Annotated in this window: 22 protein-coding genes and 1 pseudogene; 8 read left to right on the top strand and 15 right to left on the bottom strand. The window is 70.8% G+C overall.

The genetic code is table 11. The features are described 5' to 3' along the window. Positions 1–7: 7 nt before the first annotated feature. Complete coding sequence (locus A6A25_RS38290) at positions 8–862, bottom strand: 3-hydroxyacyl-CoA dehydrogenase family protein (protein WP_073898836.1); 855 nt, start codon at positions 860–862, stop codon at positions 8–10. A gap of 1,417 nt (positions 863–2,279) precedes the next feature. Between A6A25_RS38290 and A6A25_RS38285 the strand changes: the two genes are divergently transcribed. Next, on the top strand, positions 2,280–3,020 hold the full coding sequence (locus A6A25_RS38285; RefSeq protein WP_073898834.1) for a methyltransferase: 741 nt from the start codon (positions 2,280–2,282) through the stop codon (positions 3,018–3,020). Positions 3,021–3,422: 402 nt separating this feature from the next. Here A6A25_RS38285 and A6A25_RS45105 read toward each other — a convergent pair whose 3' ends face one another. The 5 genes from A6A25_RS45105 to A6A25_RS38260 all read right to left on the bottom strand — a co-directional run bounded on the left by A6A25_RS45105 (position 3,423) and on the right by A6A25_RS38260 (position 8,632). After that, complete coding sequence (locus A6A25_RS45105; RefSeq protein WP_198933003.1) at positions 3,423–4,508, bottom strand: phospholipase; 1,086 nt, start codon at positions 4,506–4,508, stop codon at positions 3,423–3,425. A 127-nt stretch (positions 4,509–4,635) separates the two neighbouring features. Further along, entirely contained in the window at positions 4,636–5,622 is a 987-nt protein-coding gene (locus A6A25_RS38275; protein ID WP_073898832.1) for an NAD(P)-dependent alcohol dehydrogenase, read from the bottom strand. 182 nt (positions 5,623–5,804) lie between these two features. After that, the gene (locus A6A25_RS38270) at positions 5,805–6,788 is read right to left on the bottom strand and encodes a hypothetical protein (RefSeq protein WP_073898830.1); all 984 of its coding nucleotides are present in this window, start codon (positions 6,786–6,788) and stop codon (positions 5,805–5,807) included. Then, on the bottom strand, positions 6,785–7,138 hold the full coding sequence (locus A6A25_RS38265) for a GntR family transcriptional regulator (protein ID WP_073898827.1): 354 nt from the start codon (positions 7,136–7,138) through the stop codon (positions 6,785–6,787). The genes A6A25_RS38270 and A6A25_RS38265 overlap by 4 nt, the downstream gene beginning before the upstream one ends. A gap of 99 nt (positions 7,139–7,237) precedes the next feature. Beyond that, a complete protein-coding gene (locus tag A6A25_RS38260) occupies positions 7,238–8,632 on the bottom strand; it encodes an endo-1,4-beta-xylanase (protein WP_073898825.1) in 1,395 nt (464 codons plus the stop codon). A gap of 205 nt (positions 8,633–8,837) precedes the next feature. On the opposite strand from A6A25_RS38260, the gene A6A25_RS38255 reads away from it, so the two are divergent. Next, positions 8,838–9,869, top strand: a complete 1,032-nt coding sequence (locus tag A6A25_RS38255; protein ID WP_073898823.1) for a LacI family DNA-binding transcriptional regulator — start codon at positions 8,838–8,840, stop codon at positions 9,867–9,869. 105 nt (positions 9,870–9,974) lie between these two features. On the opposite strand, the gene A6A25_RS38250 is transcribed toward A6A25_RS38255, so the two are convergent. Continuing rightward, positions 9,975–10,202: a DUF2795 domain-containing protein gene (locus A6A25_RS38250; RefSeq protein WP_073898821.1), complete on the bottom strand. Its 228-nt coding sequence runs from the start codon at positions 10,200–10,202 to the stop codon at positions 9,975–9,977. Positions 10,203–10,535: 333 nt separating this feature from the next. On the opposite strand from A6A25_RS38250, the gene A6A25_RS38245 reads away from it, so the two are divergent. The 4 genes from A6A25_RS38245 to A6A25_RS38230 all read left to right on the top strand — a co-directional run bounded on the left by A6A25_RS38245 (position 10,536) and on the right by A6A25_RS38230 (position 15,657). Next, entirely contained in the window at positions 10,536–11,996 is a 1,461-nt protein-coding gene (locus A6A25_RS38245; RefSeq protein ID WP_073898819.1) for a beta-1,6-galactanase, read from the top strand. 34 nt (positions 11,997–12,030) lie between these two features. Continuing rightward, positions 12,031–12,750 (top strand): hypothetical protein, encoded by a 720-nt coding sequence (locus A6A25_RS38240; RefSeq protein ID WP_073898817.1) that lies wholly within the window; start codon positions 12,031–12,033, stop codon positions 12,748–12,750. Between the two features lie 470 nt (positions 12,751–13,220). Further along, on the top strand, positions 13,221–14,138 hold the full coding sequence (locus A6A25_RS38235) for an arabinan endo-1,5-alpha-L-arabinosidase (RefSeq protein WP_073898815.1): 918 nt from the start codon (positions 13,221–13,223) through the stop codon (positions 14,136–14,138). A 37-nt stretch (positions 14,139–14,175) separates the two neighbouring features. After that, positions 14,176–15,657, top strand: a complete 1,482-nt coding sequence (locus A6A25_RS38230; protein WP_241829140.1) for a family 43 glycosylhydrolase — start codon at positions 14,176–14,178, stop codon at positions 15,655–15,657. 60 nt (positions 15,658–15,717) lie between these two features. On the opposite strand, the gene A6A25_RS38225 is transcribed toward A6A25_RS38230, so the two are convergent. The 7 genes from A6A25_RS38225 to A6A25_RS46550 form a co-directional block, all read right to left on the bottom strand. Then, entirely contained in the window at positions 15,718–16,302 is a 585-nt protein-coding gene (locus tag A6A25_RS38225) for a hypothetical protein (RefSeq protein WP_073898812.1), read from the bottom strand. Positions 16,303–16,927: 625 nt separating this feature from the next. After that, the gene (locus A6A25_RS38220; protein WP_073898810.1) at positions 16,928–17,605 is read right to left on the bottom strand and encodes a response regulator; all 678 of its coding nucleotides are present in this window, start codon (positions 17,603–17,605) and stop codon (positions 16,928–16,930) included. Further along, a complete protein-coding gene (locus A6A25_RS38215; RefSeq protein WP_143193684.1) occupies positions 17,587–18,684 on the bottom strand; it encodes a hypothetical protein in 1,098 nt (365 codons plus the stop codon). Before A6A25_RS38215 ends, A6A25_RS38220 begins: the two co-directional genes overlap by 19 nt. Further along, a complete protein-coding gene (locus A6A25_RS38210) occupies positions 18,677–19,795 on the bottom strand; it encodes a sensor histidine kinase (protein ID WP_073898806.1) in 1,119 nt (372 codons plus the stop codon). Before A6A25_RS38210 ends, A6A25_RS38215 begins: the two co-directional genes overlap by 8 nt. 488 nt (positions 19,796–20,283) lie before the next feature. Beyond that, positions 20,284–20,934 carry a winged helix-turn-helix transcriptional regulator gene (locus A6A25_RS38205; protein ID WP_073898804.1) on the bottom strand — a complete coding sequence of 217 codons (651 nt, stop codon included), beginning with the start codon at positions 20,932–20,934 and terminating at the stop codon, positions 20,284–20,286. A gap of 202 nt (positions 20,935–21,136) precedes the next feature. Then, entirely contained in the window at positions 21,137–21,928 is a 792-nt protein-coding gene (locus A6A25_RS46555; protein ID WP_198933002.1) for an aromatic amino acid lyase, read from the bottom strand. Positions 21,929–21,945: 17 nt separating this feature from the next. Continuing rightward, positions 21,946–22,782: an aromatic amino acid ammonia-lyase gene (locus A6A25_RS46550; RefSeq protein WP_198933001.1), complete on the bottom strand. Its 837-nt coding sequence runs from the start codon at positions 22,780–22,782 to the stop codon at positions 21,946–21,948. Positions 22,783–23,043: 261 nt separating this feature from the next. Here A6A25_RS46550 and A6A25_RS38190 point away from each other — a divergent pair, with 261 nt between their 5' ends. After that, positions 23,044–24,501 carry a cellulose binding domain-containing protein gene (locus A6A25_RS38190; RefSeq protein WP_241829139.1) on the top strand — a complete coding sequence of 486 codons (1,458 nt, stop codon included), beginning with the start codon at positions 23,044–23,046 and terminating at the stop codon, positions 24,499–24,501. Between the two features lie 3 nt (positions 24,502–24,504). On the opposite strand, the gene A6A25_RS46545 is transcribed toward A6A25_RS38190, so the two are convergent. Beyond that, positions 24,505–24,639 (bottom strand): excalibur calcium-binding domain-containing protein, encoded by a 135-nt coding sequence (locus A6A25_RS46545; protein WP_274534383.1) that lies wholly within the window; start codon positions 24,637–24,639, stop codon positions 24,505–24,507. A gap of 160 nt (positions 24,640–24,799) precedes the next feature. On the opposite strand from A6A25_RS46545, the pseudogene A6A25_RS47030 reads away from it, so the two are divergent. Next, positions 24,800–24,904: pseudogene (locus tag A6A25_RS47030) on the top strand (multicopper oxidase domain-containing protein); the annotation flags it as partial. Positions 24,905–24,928: the final 24 nt, after the last annotated feature.

The following is a 24,928-nucleotide window of genomic DNA, read 5'->3' as shown; positions in this document are numbered from 1 at the left end:
CTGCGGTTCAGCGATCCGAGTACGTGTAGAACCCCTGGCCGCTCTTCCGACCGAGCAGACCGGCGGCGACCATCTTCTTCAGCGTCGGGCAGCAGCGGAACTTGCTGTCCTGGAACTCTTCGTAGAGCACGTTCAGGGAGTTCACGACGGTGTCGAGGCCGATCAGGTCGGCGGTCTCCAGCGGGCCCATCCGGTGCCCGTAGCCGAGCTTGAAGATCGCGTCGACCTGCTCCGGCTCGGCGACCCCGTCGTGCACAAGGAAGGCGGCCTCGTTCATGAACAGGTGCGAGAGCCGGTTCGACACGAACCCCGGCATGTCGTTGACCACGATGGACCGCTTGCCGAGCGAGCCGACGAACTCCTCGGCCCGCTTGATCGTGTCGGCGGAGGTGTGGAAGCCGCGCACGACCTCCGCGCACTCCAGCAGCGGCACGGGGTTCATGAAGTGGATGCCGACGACGTCCTCCGGTCGGGCCAGGGCGGCGCCGAGCTTGGTGATGGAGATGCAGCTCGTGTTCGCGGCGATCTTCACGCCCTCGCCGCAGACGTCGCGCAGGTCGAGGTACAGCCGCTCCTTGGCGGCCAGGTCCTCGACGATGTTCTCCACGATCCAGTCGGCCTCGGCGAGGTCGCCCAGGTCGGCGCTGAACCGGATGCGACCGAGGATTTCGTCGGCTTTCCACGAGCCCGTCGCCGGGGACATCATGCGGAACTTCCGGACGAGCTGACGGGCGTCCCGAGGTGCCGCGGCGAGCACCTCCGGATCGTGATCGGACAAAATAACGTCGTAACCATTGGCCGCACAGGTGATGGCCACGTCCTTGCCCATCACGCCCGCGCCGATAACTCCTACTGTCGCCATGCCCCAGTCGCCCCTGTAATGAATGAGAGTGCGCGCAGCGCGCCCTAACGTCCCCACACGTTATTTTGCGCGCGCCGCCTGCCGACGTGATGCCAAGGGCTGGCACAACGTCGGCGGAGAGACTTCGCGCCCTATTACCCCATCCTTCGGACCCGCACATCCGAAATAGGCGGACCCAGTTCGCCCGAACCATGCGAGATCAGCCCCTCCGGAGGCCATTCGTCCGGGAGGAGGCTTTCACTACGCCGTTTGCGAACTACGTCCGGTTAGTACCTTCCGTGCGACGGACGATACACAGAACGCCGCAGGCACGTAAAGGTTTCACCGAAGCTACGGCAGGTAGTCGCACGATTGCGGCCCGTACGTGCGCGAACATTCCCGGTAGCGACCGAGAAGTCACGGAGATAACGAGTCGCACACTTCGGTTCACCGAAGTTGATCTTGCCGGTTGGTGCGCGACATTGCCGCGGAGGGCCAGAAGTGGATCTTCATACGGTGTTAGTCGGACACACCTGGACTAGCGGAACCGTTGTGCCACAGGGGATTTCCGCGAACCGTGCGGAGCCCTCACATTCGCGCCCGAAGCAACCGACCCGCCGGTATCCGGCACCCCCCGCGGCCTGGACGACCGGGTGCGCGACCGCCTCGGCGGCGCGCCGGACACCGCGGCGCCGACCTGCACCGGACGCCGCGGGTTGCCACGCTGTGAGACGAGTTCGTCACGCCCCGTCGATCACAGCCCCGGTTCGCCGGTACGTTATAAGGGGGTCTTCGGCACCGCCGGGGACAGCCTTTCCCGGGGATTCGACCCTGATTTGTGTGAAGTTAAGAGAAGGGCAATGGAACTGCCACCACTACCTCGCGGTGCGCACCGAAGTGGCCGGATCACCGCCCGATCCCTCAATCGGACCAACGTCGTCTCAATTGGCCGGGATTGACCGGCCGTACCCCGACCCGACCGGACCCGAACCGTCACGCAGGTCAGCACGCCGTGCGCCCGCCCTGATCCACCCACCCACGAGCACCGCCATACCAGGCCGGACACCTGCGCCGCAGGGAATCACCACACTACCCGTTGCGGGGCGAACCAGAAAAACTTTCAAATCCGCGCGACTTCAATCCCGCGCCCGCCGTACGGGGTCCACCACCGCCTGCGGACGGGTCGCCGACAAATACCTCCGACCGCGCCAGATCCCACTCCGCGACGTATCGAGACGCGTTCACCACCCGTTCACCCGAAGTCATCCCGGCACGGGGTCGAACGCACCCTTGTCGCGTTCCCGGGCACCCTCTAACATGCCCCCAGCCGAAGGGGGGCTTACGCGGGTTCTCCGCGCGTATTCGCGCGCGCCCGGCACGAACTCGTCGTCCATCGCCGATTCGCCCCGGCGACACTTCCGACTTTCAAGGAACAACCGTGGACAGAACGTTTGCCGAAGACGTGGGCGATTGGCTGGTCGCCCAGGCCGATGACCTCCTCAAGGTCGGCGGCACCAAACAGCTCATGGGACTGGACTGGACCGTCCTGCCCGAGGTGTGGCCGCCCGACCCGGCGACCGAGGCCTTCACCTCCTCCCTGCCGCTCGGTCCGGGCACGCGGTTCCTGGAAATCGGGTGCGGTGCGGGGGTGACGAGCGTCATGGCCGCCAGGAGCGGCTGCGAGCGCGTCGTCGCGGCCGACATCAACCCCGCCGCGGTGGCCAACACCGAACTCAACGCCAAGGCGCACGGCGTCGGGCACCAGGTGGAAGCGCTGACCAGCGACCTGTTCCACGCCCTCGGGCCGGACGACGTGTTCGACCTGATCGTGTCGAACCCGCCGCTCGTCCGGGCGCGCGAGGACCGCACCTACGACCGGCCGATCGAGCAGTCGGTGTTCGACCCGGGCTACTCGATCCACCAGCGGTTCTTCCACGAGGTGAAACCGCACCTGGTCGAGGGCGGGCTCATCTACATGAACACGAGCGACACCATGGGCGACCCGCAGGCCATCGTCGCCCTCGCGGTGAAGATGGGCTTCCTCGTGCGCAAGCACCAGTCGAACCGGATCGAGATCCCGGGCTCGCTGATCGGGTGGACCCCGGCGATCGCCGCGGCCGCGAACGAGTACGGCATGGTCCACGTCGAGTCCTCGATCTACGAGTTCCAGCTGATCTGACCGACCGGGGATGGCCCGGGTCCCGTGATCCCGGGCGTCCCGGCAGACCCGCGGGCCCGGTCCACGTCGAACTCGCCGGCGGTGGCGCGCCGGATCTGCTCGACTCCGGGTGTCGGAGCCGGGTCGGCGGGCCGCGGTGGTCGGTGCGGATCCGGGCCACCGCGGTGCAGGCGGAGTCCGCGCTCGGGTTCGCCACCGACCGGGGGTTCTCCGGCGCGCCGCTGTGGGACGAGGAGTTCGGCGCGCACCGCGGTTCCCAGCCGGGACAGCACTTCACCGGGCGGCGGGCCGTGCCGGAACAGTTGGTCGCCTGGACGACGGGCGACGAACCTCACGGCGAAGCCCGAGGGCTCCGCCGTGAGGCACTCGTCGATCGGCAGGTCGGGTCGGCCGAGCGACGGGTCAGGCGGGAACGCGGTGGCCGTCGCCCCGCTCGGGAGTGGCGGTCAGGTACCCGAAGTTCTGCGCCGCCTCGTAGTAGACCTTCGCCAGGGCGTCGCAGGCGGGACGCACCGCGTCGGGGTAGGTGGCGCACACCCGCTGCAGGTCACCGTAGAAGGCGAGGTCGAGCCGGGCCTTGTTGGCCTCGAACCGTTGCGCGGCCTTGTAGTTGCGGTATCCGAAGTCATGTCGGGCGCAGGCCGACTCGAACGTGAACCCGATCGGGTTGTCCGGCGCCCAGCTGCAGTAGTTGGTGCTCCAGTCGAACTCGTACGCCGCGTAGTCCGGGTAGAACCGCCCGATGTTCCACGCGTCGTAGCTGGCGGAACCGGGCGACGTCAGGCTCTCCAGCACCGCCAGGCGGTTGGGCGCGAGACCGGTGGACACCTCGCCGGACCCGACCCCGACCGACACGGTGTCGGTGCCGAGGCCGGAGCAGGCGCTCAGGTAGCGCAGCCCGTTGGGCAGCGCGAGGCAGCCGGTCCAGATGCCGCCGTTGTACGCCCGCAGCGCCAGGTTGAACCCGATCTCCATCCGGGCGCCGCCGTCGTAGACGTACCCGTCGATGATCACCGCGCCGGAGCTGTAGCCGTAGTAGCCGTTGACGAACGAGAACGGCGTCGCCGCCGCGACGACCTGCCCGTTGTACGGCGAGCCGGACGTCCGCTCGATCAGGTACGCCTGCCCGGCACCCGCGAGGTAGAAGTTGCAGAGGACTTCCGCCAGGTAGTCGATCCGCACGCTGAGCCCGACCTTGGTGATCGTCCCGCTGATGTAGGGCGTGCAGCCCGCGTCCTCCTCCCGCGCGCTCTCGACCATGCCCGGTGCCTTGCCGGCGGCTTGTGGGCGCAGCGCGATCGCGGAGCCGTTCGCGAGTTCGGCCACCGAGCGCGGGCCGACGGGTCGCTTGGCGGCGTCCGGCTTCTGCTCGGACACGCCGGGTACCGCCGTGACCTCCTGCGTACCGAGGCCGAGGGCTGCCGAGGCCTGTGCCGGGAGCGTGTTTCCCAACGCGCCGAACAGCACGAGCGCCACTATCGCTGTCAATGCCGGAATTCTTCTGCCGGTAGGTTTCGATCCCATGTCCACCCCGTCCGTGTTGCCTGCTGCCGGCACGCTCCCAGCCGGCGCTGGACGGGGACTGGACGTCGTCTGGACGCCGTGGGGGCGGCGTTCACACCGTGATCACGACCTTGGCGCGGGCGTGCTCGTCCTCGACGTACCGGATGGCCTCGGGCACCTCGCCGAGCTCGTAGGTCCGGTCGATCACCGGCACCAGCGTGCCCGCTTCGGCGAGTTCGCCCAGCGTCGCCAGGTTCTCCCGGCCCGGCCGCGCTTCGAGGACGAGCACCCGGTGCCGGCGGATGAACGCACCCGCCAGTTTCGCCCGCACGATGAGACCCATCGGCCCGACGAGGCTGCCACCGGTGGACACGCCGCCGCCGGACAGCACGAGCGCGCCCCCGGCCCTGAGGGTGCGTAGCAGGGCGGTCAACGAGTGGTTGCCCACGAGGTCGAACACGACGTCGTAGCGACCGGTGTCGCGGGTGAAGTCGTCCTGTCGGTAGTCGATGACGTGGTCCGCGCCGAGCGAGGCGACCAGCTCCACGTTCCTGGTGCCGCACACCGCGGTCACCTCGGCGCCCAGCCACCTGCCGAGTTGCACGGCGAACGTGCCGACACCGCCCGACGCGCCGTTGACCAGGACCCGCTGCCCCGGCCGCACCTGGCCCTGGTCGCGCAGTCCCATGAGCGCGGTGTTGGCCGCCAGCGGCAGCGCCGCCGCCTGCTCGAACGTCAGGTTGGCCGGCTTGCGCTCCACGACGTCGTGCGACGCGCACACGTACTCCGCGAACGCGCCGTCGGCCTCGCCGTACACCTCGTCACCCGGCCGGAACCGGGTCACCCGCGCACCGACCGCCTCCACCACACCGGCGAAGTCGGTACCCAGGATCCCCACCCGCGGCCCGCGCAGCCCCATCACACCCGGCATGAGCCGCGCCAGGTACGGGTCGCCGCGCATCACGTGCCAATCGCGGGCGTTCACCGTCGCGGCCCGCACCCGCACGAGCACCTGGTCGTCCGCTGGCACGGGCCGATCGACCTCGCTGAGCCGCAGCACGTCCGGCGAGCCGTACCGGTGCTGGGTGATCGCTTTCATCGTGGCTCCCCGGGCCGATCGGTGAACGGCCCGCTCGGGCGTTGTCGTCGTCATGCCACCGATCGTGGCCGAGGAGGCGGGGCCGAATCATCAGGCATCCGGCCACGGCTCCACCAACCGGAAGACCGGGACCGACGTCGTACTTCCGGCTGGGGAACCCGACTGTCGACCGGAGGGCTCGCCTAGACCGCGCGGTCCCGCAGGCCGTTGATCAGGGCGGCCACGGTGTCGGCGCCCTCGCAGCCCACGGTGAACCCGCTGCCGTCGGCGAACGCCAGGCGCACGGCCGGGCCCGGCACGGGTGCCATCACGGTGCCGTAGCCGTGCCGCACGTTCGCGGTCAGCCAATCGCCGACGTTCAGCGGCGAACTCGTGGCGTGCTCGACTGCGGTCAGGGGGAACTCGCGCCGGAACGGCCCGGTGGCCACCCGCACCGCGTGCTCGTCCACCACCAACCGGTACCGGCTGCCCGCCAACGTCACCACCCCGGTCACCACCGCGACCAACCCGACCGGCGCGAACGCCACACCGAGCCACAGCCCGAACACCACCGCCATCACCACACCGAGCAATGCCTGACCGGCGGCGGCCCACACCAACGGCCGCAGCACGCGGTGCTCGCTCCACAGCACCCGCTCCCCCTCGGCCAGCGGAATCCGGGCCGCGCTCGCGGGCGGCGCACCGGCCACCGGCAACCCGGAGGGGCGCCGCCCGGCCAGCACGAGCGCGAGCCCGCCGACCACCACCAGCGACACCGGCAGCGCGACCAGGAGCAGGGTCGACGGCGCCCGCACTTCCTCGGGGCCCCGCGTGTCCAGCGCCGTGGACAGCGTCAGCAGCAACGCGCCGCACAGCGCGGTGACCAGCACCGCCACCAGCAGTTGGGTCACGGTGCGCGCCCAGTGCGCGGCCACCGCGGGCAGCCTCCGGCCGGCCACGACGAACGCCACCACACCCAGCAACCACAACCCGGCGACCGCGGCCAATCCGACCGTGATCAGCGGTTCGGTGGCCAACGTGCTGACCACCGGCCTGCCGCCACCGCCCTTGTTCGCGATCCGTGCGGGCAGGCGGTCGACCCAGCCCGACACCACCACAGCGGTCACACCGACCACCGCGCCGGGCACGAGGACGAGGCCGGTCAGCCACCGAAAGGTCTGGTTCACGCGAACGCCTCCCTGATCAGGGCGACGACCTCGTCGGCGCCCATCCCGATCCGCCGGGCCGTCACCGCGACCTCCCGCACCGCGTCGGCCAGCCGTGCCCGCTCGTCCGGCCCGGCCGAGGTGACCACCGCACCCCGTCCCCGCCGCAGCTCGATCAGCCCTTCGTCCCGCAGCGCCGCGTAGGCCCGCAGCACGGTGTGCATGTTCACCCCGAGCGACGATGCGAGCTCCCGCGCGGGCGGCAGCCGCTCGCCCGGGCCCAGGGTGCCGTTGATCAGCGCGTTCCGGACACAGGCGGCGATCTGGTCTCCCAGCGGCGTGCTGCTGCTGGGGTCAACCCGGAAGAGCATGTTCTAATTCTTATAGAACAAGTCTGGTTTCGTCAACGGGCGGGCGGCCCGTGCCGGGGGAACCGGGGCGGACGAATCGCCGCCCGCCCCGGTTGCCGATCAGGCGGTGGTGCAGGTGATGGCGGACGGGGTGGGGTTGCCGCCCGTGAACGAGCCGATGAAGCCGAACGTGGTGGTGCCGTTGGCGTTGAGGGTGCCGTTGTAGCTCGCGTTGCGGACGGTCACCTCCTGGCCGCTGGTGGAGGACACGCCGTTCCACACGTTGCCCAGCCGCTGCCCCTCGGCGAGGGTCCACCTGACGGTCCAGCCGGTGATGCCGGCGGTGCCGGTGTTGCGGACGGTGACCTCTCCCTGGAAGCCGCCGTTCCACTGGCCGACCACCCGGTAGGTCGCCGCACAGCCGGAGGTGTTGCCGCCCGTGGTGGTCGTGGTCGTGACCGGGGTGCCGCCGAGCGCCTCGTACACGGCCCAGTACGACGGCTTCTTGGTGAAGTTCTCGTCGTAGATCAGCGCGGCGCCCTCGCCGGGGAACACCGAGGGGACCCACGAGTAGCCGTCGGAGAAGTCCCACACCGTGATGCCGACGCACCGGGTCACGGCCAGGCAGGCGTTGACGACGGTGCGGTAGTCGGCCGCCTGCTGGGCGTCCTTCGCCGCGTCGCGGGGCGTGCGCATGCGGATGTCGAGTTCGGTGATCGCGACGTCCACGCCGAGGTCGGCGAAGCGCTGGATGTTCTGCCGCACCGTGCTCGGGACCTGGCCGAGGATCAGGTGCGCCTGCAGGCCGACGCCGTCGATCGGGATGCCCTGCTGCTTGAACGACTTCACCATGTCGTACATGGCGTCGCTCTTGGCGTTGACGCCTTCCACGTTGTAGTCGTTGTAGTAGAGCTTGGCGTTCGGGTCGGCGGCACGGGCGGCCTTGAACGCCTCGGCGATGTAGCTGTCGCCGATCTTCTGCTGGAACACCGACTGCCGCCGGGTGCCGTCCTCCTCGAACGCCTCGTTGACGACGTCCCAGTGCACGACCTCGCCCTTGTAGTGCCCGGCCACGTTGGCGATGTGGTTGCGCATCACCCCGAGCAGCTCACCGGCGGGCACGTCGTTGACCCAACCGGGGAGCTGGTTGTGCCACACCAACGTGTGACCGCGCACGATCTGGTCGTGCGCCTGGGCGAACGCGACGATCCGGTCGGCCTGGGTGAAGTCGAACTGCCCTCGGCTGGGTTCGGTGTACTGCCACTTCTGGGTGTTGCCGACGGTGATCTGGTTGAACTCGCTGCCCAGCACGGCGGTGTAGGGCGCGTTGTCCAGCGTCGGGTTGTCCGTGGCGGAGCCGAAGTAGCGGCCCTTGGCGGCGGCGAGCTGCCCCAGGGTCGGGCCGGGCTCGGCCGTCGACGGCGCGGCCACCGCCATGCCGACGGCGAGCGTGCCCACGACGGCGGCGGCTGTCGCGGCGAGGACGCGACGGGCACGGCCTGCTGGTGCTGACATGTGTCGTCTCCTGACATCGGTGTCGGGACCGGCCGCACGGGTGAAGGCGGGCAAGTGGCGGCCGGTGGACCATCCACTCCGAAAGTTTCGACTAACCCCCCGAATGTTAACGCGGCCGACAGTAAGGCCGGTCACGTCGACCGTCAAGGCGTTCGGGCGCCGAGCCGAACGGTTCGGGCCGGGGAGACCGCACTAGACTTCCGCCATGGCCTCCACCGGACGCCCGACCGATGCCGCCGGGCGCGGTGGCGCGACCATCGCGCGCATCGCCGAGCTGGCGGGCGTGTCCACCGCCACGGTGTCCAAGGTCGTCAACGGGCACGCGGAGGTCGCCCCGGTCACCCGCGCGCTGGTCGAGAAGGTGATCCGGGAGCACGGGTACCGGAGGCAGAAGAAGCCCAACCGCGCCACGCTGGTCGAACTGGTGCTGCACGAACTCGAAGGCGCCTACGCGATGGAGGTCATCAAGGGCGTGGAGCGCGTGGCGAGCGAGCACGAACTCGCCGTCGTGCTCACCGAGCTGCACGGCCGCCACACGCCCGGACGCACCTGGATCGAAGGCGTGCTGGCCCGCAAACCCGCGGGCGTGATCACCGTCTTCTCCGCGCCGAACCCCGCCCAGCAGGCGCAGCTGGCGAGCCGCGGCATCCCGTTCGTGCTGGTCGACCCCACCAGCGACCCGGGACAGGAGTTCCCGACCGTGGGCACCAGCAACTGGAACGGCGGCCTGTCCGCGACCCGCCACCTGCTCGACCTCGGGCACCGGCGCATCGCCGCCATCACCGGCCCCTCCCACGCGCTGTCCAGCCGGGCCCGCCTCGACGGCTTCCGCGCCGCGCTGGACGCCGCCGAGGTCCCCGTCGACCCGGAGCTGGTCCGCGTCGGCGACTTCAACGTCGTGGACGGCCTCGCCCACGGCCGTGACCTGCTGCGCCTCGACGACCGCCCGACGGCGATCTTCGCGTTCAACGACGCGCAGGCCATCGGCGTGTACCAGGCGGCGCACGAAGCCGGCCTGCGCATCCCGCAGGAGCTCAGCGTCGTCGGCTTCGACGACCTGCCACCGGCGCGGTGGGCCATCCCCGCCCTGACCACCGTCCGCCAGCCGCTCAGCGACATGGCGGCGGCGGCCGCGGACATGATCGTCGGCCTCACGCAGGACACGCCACCGGCCCAGCCCCGGATCATGCTGGCCACCGAGCTGGTGGTGCGGGCGAGCACGGCCCCGCCCGCGTAGCACCCGGAAACGTCACGGGCGAGTGGCCGAACGGTAAGTCCGCGGTGGCCGCCCCTCACCCTGCCGGGCGACCACCGGTGTGGCCGGACTCCGCGCGGTCCCGGTTCAGCGCCCGCCGGGGTTGGCGCGCGTGATGGTGTCGTCGTCGAACCGGACCGACGCCACCACTTCGGCCCTGTTCGCGTAGTCGACCGGCGGGATCGCGCGCAGCGCCCGCGCCGTGATCTCGTCCCCCCGTTCCTGGGCCGCGTAGATCAGCTCGTCCTTGTTCGCGGGGAAGTCGACCTCCTTCAGGCAGTCCGCCAGCCGGTCGCGAGTGGTGTATGCGGACATCGCCACCTCCGTGCGTTCCCGATACGAGCCCGTGTCGGGGCCATACCCGCTCTCACGTCCGGGAAACGCCGGCCCGCACGACCGTGAGACCCGGGCGGGTGAGCCGACCCCTGCCACCGATGTGCACTTTTGTTGACTCCGCGATGACAGGCCGGGATCCGTGCCGGATTTCGTTGGATTTCGATTGACAACGTTGACCGACCCTGGACAGCCCGGTGTACCCGACGTTACGGTCAGGTCACCGATGTTTGCGTAAACACCGCCTCGCTTTCCCCGACCGGCTGACGGCCGCCGCCACCGCTCAGCGATGACCGACTCCCGACAGGAGCATTCATGATCAACCGCAGAACGGTGTTGGCCGCGGCCGGTGTCGCGGCGGCGAGCGGCGCGCTGGGCACGGGCACCGCCCGCGCCGACGCCACCATCGGCGTGAACCCCGGCGTCAACTACGGCACCTGGGAGGGCTGGGGCACCTCCCTCGCCTGGTGGGCCAACGTGTTCGGCGACCGGGACGACTTCGCCGACCTGTTCTTCACCACGAAGACCGTCACCTACAACGGCGTGGCCATGCCCGGTCTCGGCCTGAACATCGCCCGCTACAACCTCGGCGCGTCCAGTTGGAACGCGGTGAACGGCGAGCGCATGGTCGCCTCACCGAACATCCCTCGGTTCAAGCAGATCGAGGGCTTCTGGCAGGACTGGAACAACGAGGACCCGAACTCGGCGGCGTGGAACTGGAACGCCGACGCCAAGCAGCGCGCCGCCCTGGTCAAGGCCACCCAGCGCGGCGCGATGAGCGAACTGTTCGCCAACTCGCCGATGTGGTGGATGTGCCTCAACCACAACCCTTCCGGCGCGGCGAGCGCGAGTGACACCAACCTCCAGCCGTGGAACCACCGCCAGCACGCCCACCACCTGGCCGTCACCGCGCGCCGCGCCCGTGACCAGTGGGGCGTGAACTTCCGCACTGTCGACCCGTTCAACGAGCCGTCCTCCAACTACTGGCACGCCAACGGCACCCAAGAGGGTTGCAAGATCGACGCCACGACGCAGCGCAGCGTGCTGGCCCACCTGCGCACCGAGCTCAACCGGCAGGGCCTGAGCGGCACGAGGATCTCCGCGTCCGACGAGACCGGCTACGACCTGGCCCGCACCACCTGGAACAGCTTCGACGCCACCACCAAGGGCCTGGTGAACCAGGTCAACGTGCACGGCTACCAGGGCACCGGCGGCCGACGCGACCTGCTGTCCAGCGACGTCCGCGCGGCGGGCAAGGTGCTGTGGAACTCCGAGCACGGCGACGGCGACGGTTCCGGCCTGCAGACGGCCCGCTGCCTGCTGCTGGACTTCACCTGGCTGCATCCGACCGCCTGGTGCTACTGGCAGGTCATGGACCCCACCGCCGGCTGGGGCGCCATCAAGTACGACGGCGGCACCCTGCGCGCGGGCGCGGTGGAGACCAAGTACTACGTGCTGGCCCAGTTCACCCGCCACATCCGACCCGGCATGCGCATCCTGGACACGGGCAGCGACCTGGCCGTCGCCGCCTACGACGCCACCGCGCGCCGCCTGGCCATCGTGGCCGCCAACACCGGCTCCGCGCAGACCCTCACCTTCGACCTGTCCCGCTTCGGCCAGGTACCCGACGGCGTGGTCACGCGCTGGTCCACCACCACCGCGGGCGGCGACCGGTACGTCCAGCGCCGGGACACCCGCGTCGGCGGCAAGGTCCTCCGGGTCCCGTTCGGCGCCGGTCAGGTGCAGACGTTCCAGGTCGACGGCGTGGTGGCCTGAACCCTCCACCGAAAAGCGCGGGATCGGCATCGGCGTGGTCTCCGCGGGCGCGGGCGTCGGCACTGCGGCCGGTCCGGCGGTGGGCGGTCTGGTCGGGCAGTGGCTCGGCTGGCCGGCGCTGTCCTGGATCATGCTGGTGGTCGCCCTGGTGCTGGTGCCGCCGGCGCTGCGCGTGCTCCCGGACGACTCGCCGGCGGGCCGCGGCCCGATCGACATCCCGGGCGGCATCCTGCTCGGCCTCGGCGCGGGCCTGGTCCTCGGCATCGGCTTCATCCTGGTGATGACGACCCTCATCGGCGCCGCGGCGGCCGAACTGCCCGGCGACCAGGTCGGCGTCGGCCTCGGCGTCCTCCAGGGCGTCCAGTTCCTGGGCGCGGGCACCGGTCCGGCGGTGTTCGGCGTGCTGGTGTCCGCCCGGCTGGAGAGCGGCGCCGGCGCGGTCAACCCCTTCTACCCCCGAGCCCGAGGGTGCCGCGTACTCCGACGTGTTCCCGGCCATGGCGGTGGTCGTTGTCCTCACGCTGGTCGTGGCGTCGCGGATGCGCCCGTCGGCGGCGCCCGCGCCGTCGGCTCGGGAGGCCGGGACCATCCACTGAAGACACTTCGGATCGGTGTACACGGCCAAGAGGGGGACCACGTGGACGAGTCACGACGGGTGGCGTTGGTCAGCGGCGGGGCCGGGGGACATCGCTCCCCCGGCCCCCTTTCGTCCACAGCGGACCCGGGATGTTTTCTTGATCGATGTTGGCGATAACATAGAGCCCGGACCACGCCCGCCAAGCGCAGGAAACGCTCACCCCTTCGAACTGGTTCGACCAGCGCGCTGCTGCTGTTAGCGATAACAGGAGGCTTGCCGGCGCCGGAGACCTCTCGTATGGTTCCAGGGAGCGTTCCCGGCCGGTTGGTACCCGGCACCCGCCCGGTCGCGCTTGACGATTCCTGCTCGCAAGGAGGCGAAGCATGGGTCCGCGCACGTCCAGAGCCGCCGGGCTGCCGTGTTCCGACAGCCCCGCGCCACGCCCGTCAGCCCATCGGCGACCGAGGTCCGCGCACCCCCGCTGAGCCCAGCACCCACGCTCCTCGCCCCGGCACCGCCGTGGCGTCGGGCTCAGTGCTGCCCGTCCACACCCACGCCGCCAGCTCGCCGCCACCACCCCCCAACCCGAGGAATTCGAGGAAACCGTGGTCGCATTGAGAAAACTGGCCTTGACGCTGTTGACCACAATGGCCGTGACGGTCGCACTCGCGCCGCACGCGTCGGCCTACCCCGGACCGGGTCGCGTGACCGGTGACGTCGGGGTGCACGACCCGAGCGTGGTCAAGCGCCCGGACGGGAGCTACCTGGTGGCGCACACCGGGAACAACATCGCGCTGAAGACCTCCACCGACCGCACCGCCTTCCGCAACGCGGGCTCGGTGTTCCCCAACGGCGCCTCCTGGACCACCACCTACACCAACGGCAGCCGCAACCTCTGGGCGCCGGACATCTCCTACCGCAACGGCCAGTACTACCTGTACTACTCGGCCTCCACGTTCGGCTCGAACCGGTCGGCGATCTTCCTGGCCACCAGCCCCAGCGGCAACTCCGGCACCTGGACCCACCGCGGCCTGGTCATCGAGTCCCGCACCAGCGACAACTTCAACGCCATCGACCCCGACCTCGTGGTGGACGACCAGGGCCGCTGGTGGCTCAGCTTCGGCTCGTTCTGGTCGGGCATCAAGATGATCGCGCTCAACCCGTCCACCGGCCTGCGGTCCGACTCCACGATCCGCTCCATCGCCGGCCGCAACGGCGGCGCGATCGAGGCGCCGAACATCTTCAAGAAGGGCTCCTACTACTACCTGTTCGTCTCGTTCGACCGCTGCTGCCAGGGCGCGGCGAGCACGTACCGCGTGATGGTGGGCCGTTCGACCAGCGTCACCGGCCCGTACGTCGCCCGCAACGGCACGGCCATGACCTCCGGCGGCGGCACCGAGATCCTCGCCGGCCAAGGCAGCGTCCACGGCCCCGGCCACCAGGACGTGTTCGCCGACACCGACAACGACATCCTCGTCTACCACTACTACGCCGACAACAACGCGTCACTGCTGGGCATCAACTGGCTCGGCTGGGACTCCGCCGGCTGGCCCTACGTCCGCTGACGACCGGTAACCCGTGCAACGTCGCAGGGAGCGCACCTTGACACCGATCAGCAGAACCGGCCGCCGGACGCCTCTCGTCCTCCTGGCCACCGCCGCGTTCATCGGCGGCATCACCTCGGCCCTACCACCCACGGCCGCCGCGGCCGTGGTGGACACCACCGCGTCCTACGTCCTGGTCAACCGCAACAGCGGCAAGGCGTTGGACGTCTACGACCTCGCCACGAACGACGGCGCGCGGATCTCGCAGTACACGCGCAACGACGGTGCGTGGCAGCAGTGGCAGTTCGTGGACTCCGGCGGCGGCTACTACCGCCTGAAGTCCCGGCACAGCGGGAAGGTGCTGGACTTCCCGTCCACGGCCGACCGCACCGGTCTGGTGCAGAACACCGACGCCAACCGCACCGGTCAGCAGTTCCGGCTCGCCGACTCCGCCGGTGGGTACGTCCGGCTGCTCAACCGCGCCAGCGGCAAGGCCGTCGACGTGCTGGACTTCTCCACCGCGAACGGCGCGCAGGTGATCCAGTGGCCGGACACCGGTGGCACGAACCAGCAGTGGCAGCTGGTGAGGCTGGGCGCGCCCGCACCGGGCACGTTCACCAACCCGATCAAGCGCAACGGCCCGGACCCGTGGCTGCAGTACCACAACGGGTACTACTACCTGGCCACGACGACCTGGAACTCCACGATCACGATGCGCCGGTCCCGCACGCTGGCCGGCCTGTCCACCGCGGCCGACCAGGTGATCTTCAACCTGACCAGGCCCAACGGGTGCTGCAACATGTGGGCGCCGGAGTTCCACCTGCTCAACGGGCGTTGGTACCTGTACTACGTGGCCGGGCAGAACGTCCCGGACTTCAACCCGACGCAGCGGCTGCACGTGCTGGAGAGCGCAGGCACCGACCCGATGGGCCCGTACAGCTTCAAGGCCGACCTGGGCAACACCTGGGAGCTGGACCCGAGCATCCTGCAGCACAACGGCCGGCTGTACCTGCTGGGCAGCGCGACCGACGGGACGCAGTCGCTGACCATCACCCCGCTGTCCAACCCGTACACGATCAGCGGCTCCCGCCGCACCATCTCCCAGCCGACCCTGTCCTGGGAACGCCAGACCCACCCGGTCAACGAGGGCGGCGAACCGCTGTACCACAACGGCCGCACCATGATCGTGTACTCGGCCAGCGCCTGCTGGGGCCCGGACTACAAGCTGGGCCTGCTCACCCTCACCGGCACCGATCCGCTCAACCGGGCGCACTGGACCAAGTCGCCCAACCCGGTGTTCCAGCGCAACGACGCCAACGGCGTCTACGCACCCGGCCACAACGGGTTCTTCAAGTCACCGGACGGCACCGAGGACTGGATCGTCTACCACGCCAACGACTCGGCGAGCGGCGGCTGCGACATGAACCGCTCCACCCGCGCCCAGAAGTTCACCTGGAACGCGGACGGCACACCGAACTTCGGCACCCCGGTCCGCCTCGGCACCACCCTCACCGCGCCCTCGGGCGAACCCGCCAACTGAAACCGCACCGCGGTTTCCCCACAGGTGCCGGTGGTCCCCCGACCACCGGCACCTGCCGGCTCAGTCGTCCTTCGCCACCTTGCCGATCGCGATCGTGGCCAGCGCGGTCGCACCGCCTTTGACGTTCGCGCCTTCGGTCTGGTTGGAGTAGACGATCGAGTAGACGACGTTGTGGTAGCGGACGACGACCTCCACCGACCAGTCGACCTTCTTCTGCTCCACGAGCAGGGCGTCGTCGGCGTCCTCCACGTTCACCGCGACCGCTCTGGTCCGCACGCGCCGGTCCAGGTGTTCCTTGGCCCGGTCCACGCCGGACATCTTCAGGTTCGCGTGGTAGACGTAGCTGGTGACGATCACGTGCGCCGGCCGGACCTTCTGCTTGGTGAAGTCCGGGTTGTTCCACGCGCACTGGCCCTGGTCGTACGACTCGCCGGGCCCCGGGTTGGCCGAGCCGACCTCGTAGTCCATCCGGCCGGGGATGTACGGCGCCACCTCGGCCTCGTCGAACATCGCGCAGCCGATCGGCGCCTTCTCCAGGTCCTGGGACGAGTCCACGACCGGCTTCGCCTTGGCCGAGTCGTCCAGTCCGCGGTACACGAAGTACCCACCGACCCCCAGCCCGAGCACGAGCACGATGACCAACACCGCGACCAGCGGCCCCTTCCCGCCGCTTCGGGGAGGCGGTCCACCCGGCATGCCCGGCGGGTACTGGTGCGGATGACCGGGAGGCGCCCCAGCTCCCGGCCCCAGCCCGGGTACCTGCCCCGCCCCCGGCCCGAACCCTGGTCCCGCCCACGGCCCCACTCCCGGCCCTGGTCCCACTCCCGGCCCTGGTCCCAGCTGCGGCCCCGGTCCCACTCCCGGCCCCACTCCCGGCCCCGGCCCCGGCTGCGGCCCTGGTCCCGCTCCTGCCCACGGCCCCGGGCCTTGCTGCGAGTGCGGCCCTGGCCCCGGATGCGGCCCTGGCGGCGGGCTTGGTTGCGGGTGCGGTCCTGGTCCCGGCTGCTGTCCGTACTGCCCGCCTTGCGGAGGGAACTGCGGGTAGTGCGGTGGCGCACCGGGGTGCGTCATCAAACCTCCTCGACCAGGGCCTTCGGGAACTCGGCGAACGGGGACCCGCGCGTCACGGCGGTCGCTGCGGACCGCCCGCCGACCCGTCAACGGACCGCGCCTACCCCACCAAGGCGCGGTGCGCAGGCGGGAGTCCGCCGGCGGTGTCCGGGTGCCGACCGTAACCGGGCAGCGGTCCGCGCGGTGTCCGGTGAACGCCCTACAGCGCGGTGTCGGTCTGGTTGAGTTCCGCGAGCGTGACCAGCCCGTCGTCCAGGGCCCGGCTCACGAGCTCGCTCTTGGTGCGCGCGGTCCGCCCGACGTTCGCGTACTTCACCCGCACCCTGGTGATGTGCGTGTCGACCGTCTTCACGGTGATGTTCAGCTTGGCGGCGACGAGTTCCTTGGACGACGAGGTGAACCACGCCCGCAGCACTTCCGCCTCGCGCGGGGACAGGCGCGGCCGGTCGGGGGCGTCGTCGGCGACGAGCGCGCCGGACAGCGACGGCGCGGTGTAGGGCAGGCCCTGGGCGGCGGCCCTGATGGCGGGGATCAGGTGGTCGAGGCCCTCGCGCTTGGTCAGGTAGGCCAACGCGCCGAGGTCGACGCACTTGAGCGCGGTGGCGCTGTCCGCGTGCTGCGAGTAGACGACGACCCGGCGGCCGTTGTCCACCAGCCTGCGCAGCTCGGCGAAGTCCGGTCGACCGGGCACCAGCTCCAGGTCGAAGATCACCACGTCCGCGACGGCACCGGGGCCGGTCCACACCGCGGCGAGCCGGTCGCCCGCGTCGACCAGGCGGATCGGCGGCACGGCCTGCTCGCACCAGTACCGGACGCCCGCGGTGATCGCCGCGTGGTCGTCCACGATCACCGCCGTGATCACCTCATCGGCTGCCATTCGGCCTCCACCCAGGTAGTTCCCCCGTGGCCGAGCACCTCGACCCGCACGCCGGGCGTCGCCGGGCTCGGCGGCACGACCTCCTCGCAGTCCGCGACCACGTTGACCGACACCAGTTCCCGGTCGCCGACCACGGTGACCCTCGCCCACGAACCGGCCGTCGCGAGGGCGGTGAGCGCGGCGTCGGTCAGGTCGCGCCGGACGGCGACCGGCGGTGTCGGCCAGTCGCCTCGTGCCTCCAATTCGACCACGACGCCCTTGCGGTCGGCGATGTCGGCGCAGTGGCGCAGTTCGTGCAGCAGGGGGTTGGTCACCACGTCCGTTTCCGCGCACAGCCTCCGCACCCGGGCGGCCTCGATCGCGCCGCGGCGCTGGACCTCCGGGTCCCGCGGGCTCAGCGAGCCGTCGGCGAGCCTTTCCAGCAACGGGATCGCGCCCGCGGACAGCTCGGCGAACCGCTGCTGCCTGCGCCGGTGCGACTGCACCGCGACGGCCTCCGCGGTCCGCAACCGCTCGACCTCGGCGGCCGCGGTCGCGGCTTCGGCGCCGAGCCGGTGCAGCACGGACGCCACCACGGCCACGCACAGCGGGAAGCCGATCACGGTGACCGAGCCGGTGGCGAGCCGGGCCAGGTCGCCCTTGTGCACGTCGTCGAACAGCAGCATGTGCGACAGCGCGATCAGCTCGTGCGCCCACAGGAACACCGCGATCGTCCGCAGTGGACGGTCCAGCAGCACCACCAGGCCGACCCAGTTGGCCGCGCCGAACGCCCAGTCCACGCTGCTCGCGGTGCGCTCGTCGGGCAGGGTCGCGGTGGCCGCCGCGAACGCGACCAGGACCGCCGCGACGGCGGGCACGCGCAGCCGACCCCAAGGTCGGCGCCGGACCAGCAGCACCGCTTCGACCGCGAGCACGGCGACCAGCACGGCCCACGCCGTCAGCTGGACGAGCGGGAAGTCGTGGGCAGCCCACCGGCGCACCAGGTTGGCGAGGCCGAGCCCGCCGACCACCACCGCGGTGACCAGCAGGGTCGCGACCCGCAGACCCGACAGCAGCTGCACCCGGACCGTGTCACTCATCGCGATCACGCCACTCCAGCCGCACCACGGTGCCCGCGCCTGCACCGGACAGGACCGTCGCCGTGCCGCCGATGCGGCCCAACCGGCCGTGCACCGACTCCCGCAGCCCGCGTCGCGTGGCCGGGACCTCGTCGGGTGCGAAACCCCGGCCGGCGTCGGCGATCTCCAGCCGCAGCCGCCGTTCGTCGCCGTCGAGCCGGACGGTCGCCCGCGTGGTGCCCGCGTGCCGCCGGACGTTGTTCAGCGCTTCACGGCTCGCGTCGGCGAACACCGTCGCCACGTCGGACGGCAGCGGCAGCCGGGTCGGCGCGTCGAACTCCACGTCCAGGTGCACGGCCTCCACCTCGGTGCGCAGCAGCCGCACGAGGTCGACGTGCCGGGGCAGGTCCGTGCGGCCGGAGCGCAGCCTCTCCAGGTCACGGCGCGCCTGCGCCGCCAGCCAGGTGCTGCCGGCGGGCACCTGCCCGCTGCCGACCATCAGCAACGTCGCCGCGGCGGTGTCGTGCAGCGATGCCGCGAACTCCCGCTCCTCCGCCCGCAGGGCCGCCGCGACCGACGAGTCCCGCCGCGCCCGCGCCGCCTCGGCGGCGGCACGGTCGGCCCGTTCGGCGGCCCGCCGCACCAGCAGCCACGCCACCCGGGACAGCCCGGCCGCCACCAGAATCCAGACCTGCGAGACCACCAAGTCGCGATCGGCGCCCTCCACCCGGGTGACGACCAGCAGCCCGCCGTCGACCACCAGGGCCGCGACGACACCCGCCGGCAGCGACGTGTGCCACTGGTAGGTCACGCAGGCGAACGTGACGAGGAGCCTGATCCACCCGTAGTTGGTGTGCTGCACGGCGTCGGTCACGAAGATGCTCCCGGACACGCCGAGCAGCACCACCACGTCCACCACGACCGGCAGCCCGCTCTCGGTCCGCTGGAGCCACCACCCGTACCCGCAGGTCCACACGATCGCGACGCCGACGGTGAGCGCGGTGGCCGGCAGTTGTTCCGGTTTCACCCTGAGCAGGGCGATCGCGCAGATCGGCAGCACCGTCGCCAGCCGCACGACCACCGCGTACCGACGGCCGAACCGCCGCAGCAGGAGTTCGGCCTGCCCCGCCATTCCCCCACCCCGCCTCGCACTCGCCCCGGCACTCGTGCCGCGACGACGTTACCGGCACCGGGTCCGCGTGGGACACGCAGGTCAGGGCCTCGCCCTCGGCCGAACGGCGGTTCCGCACCCGGTCAGAGCCCGACCCGGCCGGTGGCCCTGGCCGACGCGGCGATCGCGGGCCGGTTCGCGGTGCCGATCCCGGATGGACGCGACGTGGTTCTCGACCGTGCCCGGGCCGACCCGACCTTCGCTTCGCCCTCGCCCGCCGGTGCACCGCGGCGGAGTGGGGCGCCTGGCTGCCGGGGTGCTTCCGGCCGGTATGGGGCTGTCGCCACCGTCTCGTACCGGCGACGTCGACTGGCGCCTATGGGTGCATCCGCTCCCACCTGACCCGCCACTTCCGCCGGATGCTGGGCACCACCCCCGGCGCCTACGCCCGGTCGGGCGTCACCCGGACGTCCCCGCGACGACGCACGTAGACCGTTCCGGCCGACCTGCTAGGCGAGGCCGAGCATCCTGGTGCAGCGGTGGATGGACTCCGCCGGGCCGTCCACCTTCACGTCACCGGTCACGATGGCGTCGAACGGGGTGAGCAGCCGGGCCCCGATGCGCACGAACACGCCCGCCGCGCAGGTGATCGTCAGATCGGGCGTCTCGACCGGCCCCAGGACGAACGAGATCTCGCCGCCGCGCACCTCGATGGCGTAGCTGCTGTCGCCGACGCGGAACTCGTAGGTCTCGTCCACGTCCGGGACGTGGTCGTGGTCGATCATCGCCTGGAGCGCGAGGAAGCCCCACTCGTCGCGGACGGCCTTCTTGCTGTCCTCCTCGGCCAGGAAGCCCATGCCCCACTTGGCCAGCGCCAGCACCGGCTCGCGCAGCTCCGCGCCCTTCCCGGTGAGCCGGTACATCCGGCCGCGCGAGTCGCCCTCCACCGGCAACTGCTCGATCACCCCGTGCTCCGACAGCATCCGGAGCCGGTCGGTGAGCAGGTTGGGCCCGATGCCCGGCAGGTTCTCCAGCAGGTTGTTGAAGCGCATGGGCGAGATCAGCAGCTCGCGCACGATGAGCAGCGTCCACCGCTCACCGACCACGTTCAGCCCGCCGGCCAGCCCGCAGAACTGGCCGTAGTCACGCCGAACGCCCATGGTGCGCCGAGCCTTCCTCGCAGGGGTAACTGACAAGTCGGATAGTAGCATCACGCACAGTGCGTTCAGCACCCACACCGCGATGCGGACGGGCTACATCCCACTCTCCCTACAAGACACCGGGAGAACCGCTCACCGAGTTCACTCACGCCAGCCGCTACACACCCCACCCTAGCGCCGATCACTTCATAATCAATAGTGACTAAGCCGCGCACTTGTTCTGGTCCGGAGAGAGCGCGGCGCGCACCTGACGGCTCAGTTCGCCGCCGCGGACGAGGTCGGTCGCCCTCTCCAGGTCCGGCGTCTGGTAGCAGTCGTCGCCCAGCGGCGCGATGTGCCGGCGGACCGCCTGGTGCAGCCGCTCGGTGCCCGCGCCCAACGGGAAACCGGTCATCTTGTCCTTGATCAGGTCGATGCCCTGGGCGGCCATGAGCACGTGCACCGCCAGCACGGTCTCCAACCGGTCCAGGTTGGCGTGCAGGGCGCGCACCGAGGCCATCGCCATCGTGTTGTGGTCCTCCTGCCCGAACTTCGCCGGACGGGACAGCGTGCCGGCGGGCGTGGCGAGTTGCTGCATCTCCGGCACCAGCGCCACCGCGACGGTCTGCACCTGCACCAGGCCGGAGTTCAGCCCGACCTCTCCCCCGGCGAGGTTGGCGGGCAGGTGGTAGCTCCACTTGTCGGCCAGCAGCCGCGCGGACAGTTCCTGCGACAGCACGCCGAGGTCGGCGATCTGGGCGTTGAGCGAGTCGATCTCGTGGCCGAGCAGCGCGGCGTCCCAGTTGCCGCCCATGACGAACTCGTACCCGCCGCCCGCCTTGGGGAACACCAGCGGATTGGACGTCGAGGCGTTGGCCTCGCGCTCGATGTGGCCCCGGGCGTCCGCCAGCCGCTGCCGCAGCGCGCCGACGATGTGCGGGGTGGCGCGGATCGACACGGCGTCCTGGATGCGCGGGCTCTCGTCACCGCTCGCCTTGCGCCCCTCGTCGGTCATCCACCCCGTGCCGCAGATCAACGCCTGGTGACGCGGGCCGCCTCCACCTCGGCGGGGATGCGGCGCTCGTCGTGGGTGCGGGCGTCGAACGCGCCCTGCTCGGCCCGGGTCGCCTCCAGGAACAACGCGAACGCGCCGTCGTAGGTGTCGAGCAGCCGTTCGGCGCGCACCACCGCGTCGACGTACCGGGCGGCCACCACGCTGCTGCCGCTGATCAACGGCAGCGCTTCGCCCTGCTTCAGCTGGAACGCGGGCTCGAGCCCGGCCGCGGCGAGGACCTCGGGCGCGGGCCCTTCGCGGCCCTCGAAGCGGGCGGGCGCGGGTTCGCCGGTGAGCACCAGTCCCGCCGCCGCCATCGGTTGCAGGTCACCGGTGCCCAACGACCCGATCTCCGGCATCCGCGGCGTCACGCCCGCGTTGACCAACTCCAGCATCCGGTCCACGATCTCCGGCCGCACGCCCATCGCACCGCGTGCCATCGTGTTGGCCCGCAACACCAACGCCAACCGCGCCACCCGGTCGGACAGCGCGGGGCCGACGCCGGCGGCGTGCGAGCGCAGCACCCTGCGCTGGAACTCCACCCGGTCCGCCTCGGGCAGCGGCTGGTCCTTCAACGGGCCCAGCGCCTGGTTCCACCCGTACACCCGTTGCCCGGCGGCCAGCGCCTCCTCGGCACCCTGCCTGGTGGCGATCATCGCCTGGCGCGACTTGAGGCCGAGGCGCACGGTCACCCGGTCGGCTTCGAGCACCTCCACCATCCGGTCCCAGGTCAACGAATCGCCGTCCAGTTCGAGCGAGTGGCCTTGGTGCTGCCGGGTCACGAGCTCGGCCGGTGCGGCGGCCGTGCTCGACACCGTGACGGCACCGACGGCGAGGACGACCAGGAAAACGCCACGGGACCAGCATTCGTTCTCCTCCGTCGGGCACGGATCGGGGTATCGCCGGCCGATCTTGGCACCGCTCTTTCCGGGAGGCCGGACGTGCGCGGGCGAACCGAGCGATCGGGTGACGCCGTCCGCCAATCGATACGCCCGGCGGCAACCCTTCTCGTTGCGCGGGTTGTTCGCTACGGTCGCTTTGGGAGCGCTCCCAGACGTCGACCCGTGGAGGCAAAGGTGCGGACCACCCGTCAACGCCCGGCGGTGGCCGGTGCGGTCGTGGCCGCGGTGGCCGCGTCCCTGACCACCGTCGCCGTCACCACCGCGCCCGCGCAGGCGGCCGCCGGGTGCCGGGTCACCTACCAGGTGGCGAGCCAGTGGGCGGGCGGTTTCGGCGCGAACGTCACCGTCACCAACCTCGGCGACCCGATCCCGAGTTGGCGGCTGACGTGGTCGTTCGCCGCCGGCCAGCGGATCGGGCAACTGTGGAACGGCACCGTGCGCCAGTCCGGTGCGCTGGTCGAGGTCGACAGCGTCTCCTGGAACGGACGCCTGGCCACCGGTGCGAGCGCGGGCTTCGGCTTCACCGGCTCGTGGACCGGCTCGAACCCGGTGCCCACCGACTTCGCGCTCAACGGCACGCCGTGCACCGGAACCACCGTCACCACCACCACGACCACTCCCCCGGTGTCCGGCATCCTCGACCGGACGCACACCGTGGGCCGGGTCCGCGCCACCGCGGACACCGCGCGGTACACGTGGCCGGGCATCTACTTCGAGAGCCGGTTCCGCGGCACCGGCGTCGGGATCGTGCTCAACGACCCCAACAACGACTACGACGTCCAGGTCGACGGCACCACCGTCGCCGGCCTGATCACGCCCGGCCGGGTCACCCGGTGGATCACCGGCCTGACCGACGCCGAGCACACCGTCCGCCTGGTCAAGCGCAGCGAAAGCCCTTGGGCCGCCGGGGAGTTCGGCGGTTTCCTGCCCGCCGCCGGCGGCGAGATCCTCGCCAAGCCCGCCGCCCGCACCCGGCAGGTCGAGTTCATCGGCGACTCGCTGACCGCCGGCTACGGCAACCTCTCCACCACCCGCGACTGCTCGGCCACCGGCGGCGTCGACCGCAACACCAACACCGACCTCGCCTTCGGCCCGCTCGCCGCCCGCGGCCTGGGCGCCGACTACCAGGTCAACGCCCACTCCGGCCGCGGCATGGTGCGCAACTACAACGGCGGCGAGCCCGGCACCAGCTTCCGCACCTACTACGACCGCGGCCTGCAGAACGTCGATGGTGACGTGTGGCGCAACCCGGCCACCTGGCGCCCGCAGCTCGTCGTGGTCGGCTTGGGCACCAACGACTTCTCCACCGCCATCAACCCCGGCGAACCCTGGACCCCCGACAGCCTCACCGCCGCGTACCGGACCGCCTACCAAGGTTTCCTGGACAAGCTGCGCACCCAGTACGGCCCCGACACCGTCATCGTGGTCAGCGCCACCGACCTGTTCGCCACGACCGCCGAACAGGTCGTCCAGGACCGCAACGCCCGCGGCGACAACCGGGTCCGCTTCTGGAACTACGACAACCCGGCCCTCGACCGCCTCGGCTGCGACTGGCACTTCTCCGCCAACGACCACCGCCTCATCGCCGGCCTGCTGACCGACTACATCACCACCCTCCCGCTCGATTGGTGACCGCTACTCGCAACCGACGCCGTCGTTGTCGCGGTCCAAGTCGTACTCGTCCGGGCCGATGACGGTGATCGGCCCGGTCACGTACGCCGGCCCGTTGCCGCTGCCGGGCTTGCAGTCGATGTCGTCAGCGATCGGCACGCACGGCGTGTAGCTGGGGTGGCAGCCCTGGTCCGGCGGGGGCTGCTGCGCCGCAGGCGGCGGTTCCTCGGTCGCCGGCTGTGACTGTGGCTGTGGTTGCGGTTGCGGTTGCGGCTCTGGTCGTGGTTGAGGCTCTGGTTGTGGCTGCGGTACCGGTTCGGTGGTCGTGGTCGTGGTCGTGGTTGTGGTTGTGGTTGTGGTCAACGAGCACACCACCGACCACCCGTTCCACCTGCACAGCTACTCGTTCCAAGTCTTGTCCCGCGACGCTCCGGAACCCCTGCGCGCC

This window comes from Saccharothrix sp. CB00851 (assembly GCF_001905065.1).
Lineage (GTDB): Bacteria > Actinomycetota > Actinomycetes > Mycobacteriales > Pseudonocardiaceae > Actinosynnema.
Note: the sequence above shows the minus strand (reverse complement) of the source record. Positions and strands in the feature narration are given on the sequence as shown.

Excerpts from the sequence above, each read along its gene's own strand:
- A6A25_RS38290 (WP_073898836.1), bottom strand. The coding sequence starts at position 862 with ATGGCGACAGTAGGAGTTATCGGCGCGGGCGTGATGGGCAAGGACGTG.
- A6A25_RS38275 (WP_073898832.1), bottom strand. The coding sequence starts at position 5,622 with ATGAAAGCGATCACCCAGCACCGGTACGGCTCGCCGGACGTGCTGCGG.
- A6A25_RS38265 (WP_073898827.1), bottom strand. The coding sequence starts at position 7,138 with ATGCTCTTCCGGGTTGACCCCAGCAGCAGCACGCCGCTGGGAGACCAG.
- A6A25_RS38260 (WP_073898825.1), bottom strand. The coding sequence starts at position 8,632 with ATGTCAGCACCAGCAGGCCGTGCCCGTCGCGTCCTCGCCGCGACAGCC.
- A6A25_RS38255 (WP_073898823.1), top strand. The coding sequence starts at position 8,838 with ATGGCCTCCACCGGACGCCCGACCGATGCCGCCGGGCGCGGTGGCGCG.
- A6A25_RS38250 (WP_073898821.1), bottom strand. The coding sequence starts at position 10,202 with ATGTCCGCATACACCACTCGCGACCGGCTGGCGGACTGCCTGAAGGAG.
- A6A25_RS38245 (WP_073898819.1), top strand. The coding sequence starts at position 10,536 with ATGATCAACCGCAGAACGGTGTTGGCCGCGGCCGGTGTCGCGGCGGCG.
- A6A25_RS38235 (WP_073898815.1), top strand. The coding sequence starts at position 13,221 with ATGGCCGTGACGGTCGCACTCGCGCCGCACGCGTCGGCCTACCCCGGA.
- A6A25_RS38220 (WP_073898810.1), bottom strand. The coding sequence starts at position 17,605 with ATGGCAGCCGATGAGGTGATCACGGCGGTGATCGTGGACGACCACGCG.
- A6A25_RS38215 (WP_143193684.1), bottom strand. The coding sequence starts at position 18,684 with ATGAGTGACACGGTCCGGGTGCAGCTGCTGTCGGGTCTGCGGGTCGCG.
- A6A25_RS38210 (WP_073898806.1), bottom strand. The coding sequence starts at position 19,795 with ATGGCGGGGCAGGCCGAACTCCTGCTGCGGCGGTTCGGCCGTCGGTAC.
- A6A25_RS38205 (WP_073898804.1), bottom strand. The coding sequence starts at position 20,934 with ATGGGCGTTCGGCGTGACTACGGCCAGTTCTGCGGGCTGGCCGGCGGG.
- A6A25_RS46555 (WP_198933002.1), bottom strand. The coding sequence starts at position 21,928 with ATGACCGACGAGGGGCGCAAGGCGAGCGGTGACGAGAGCCCGCGCATC.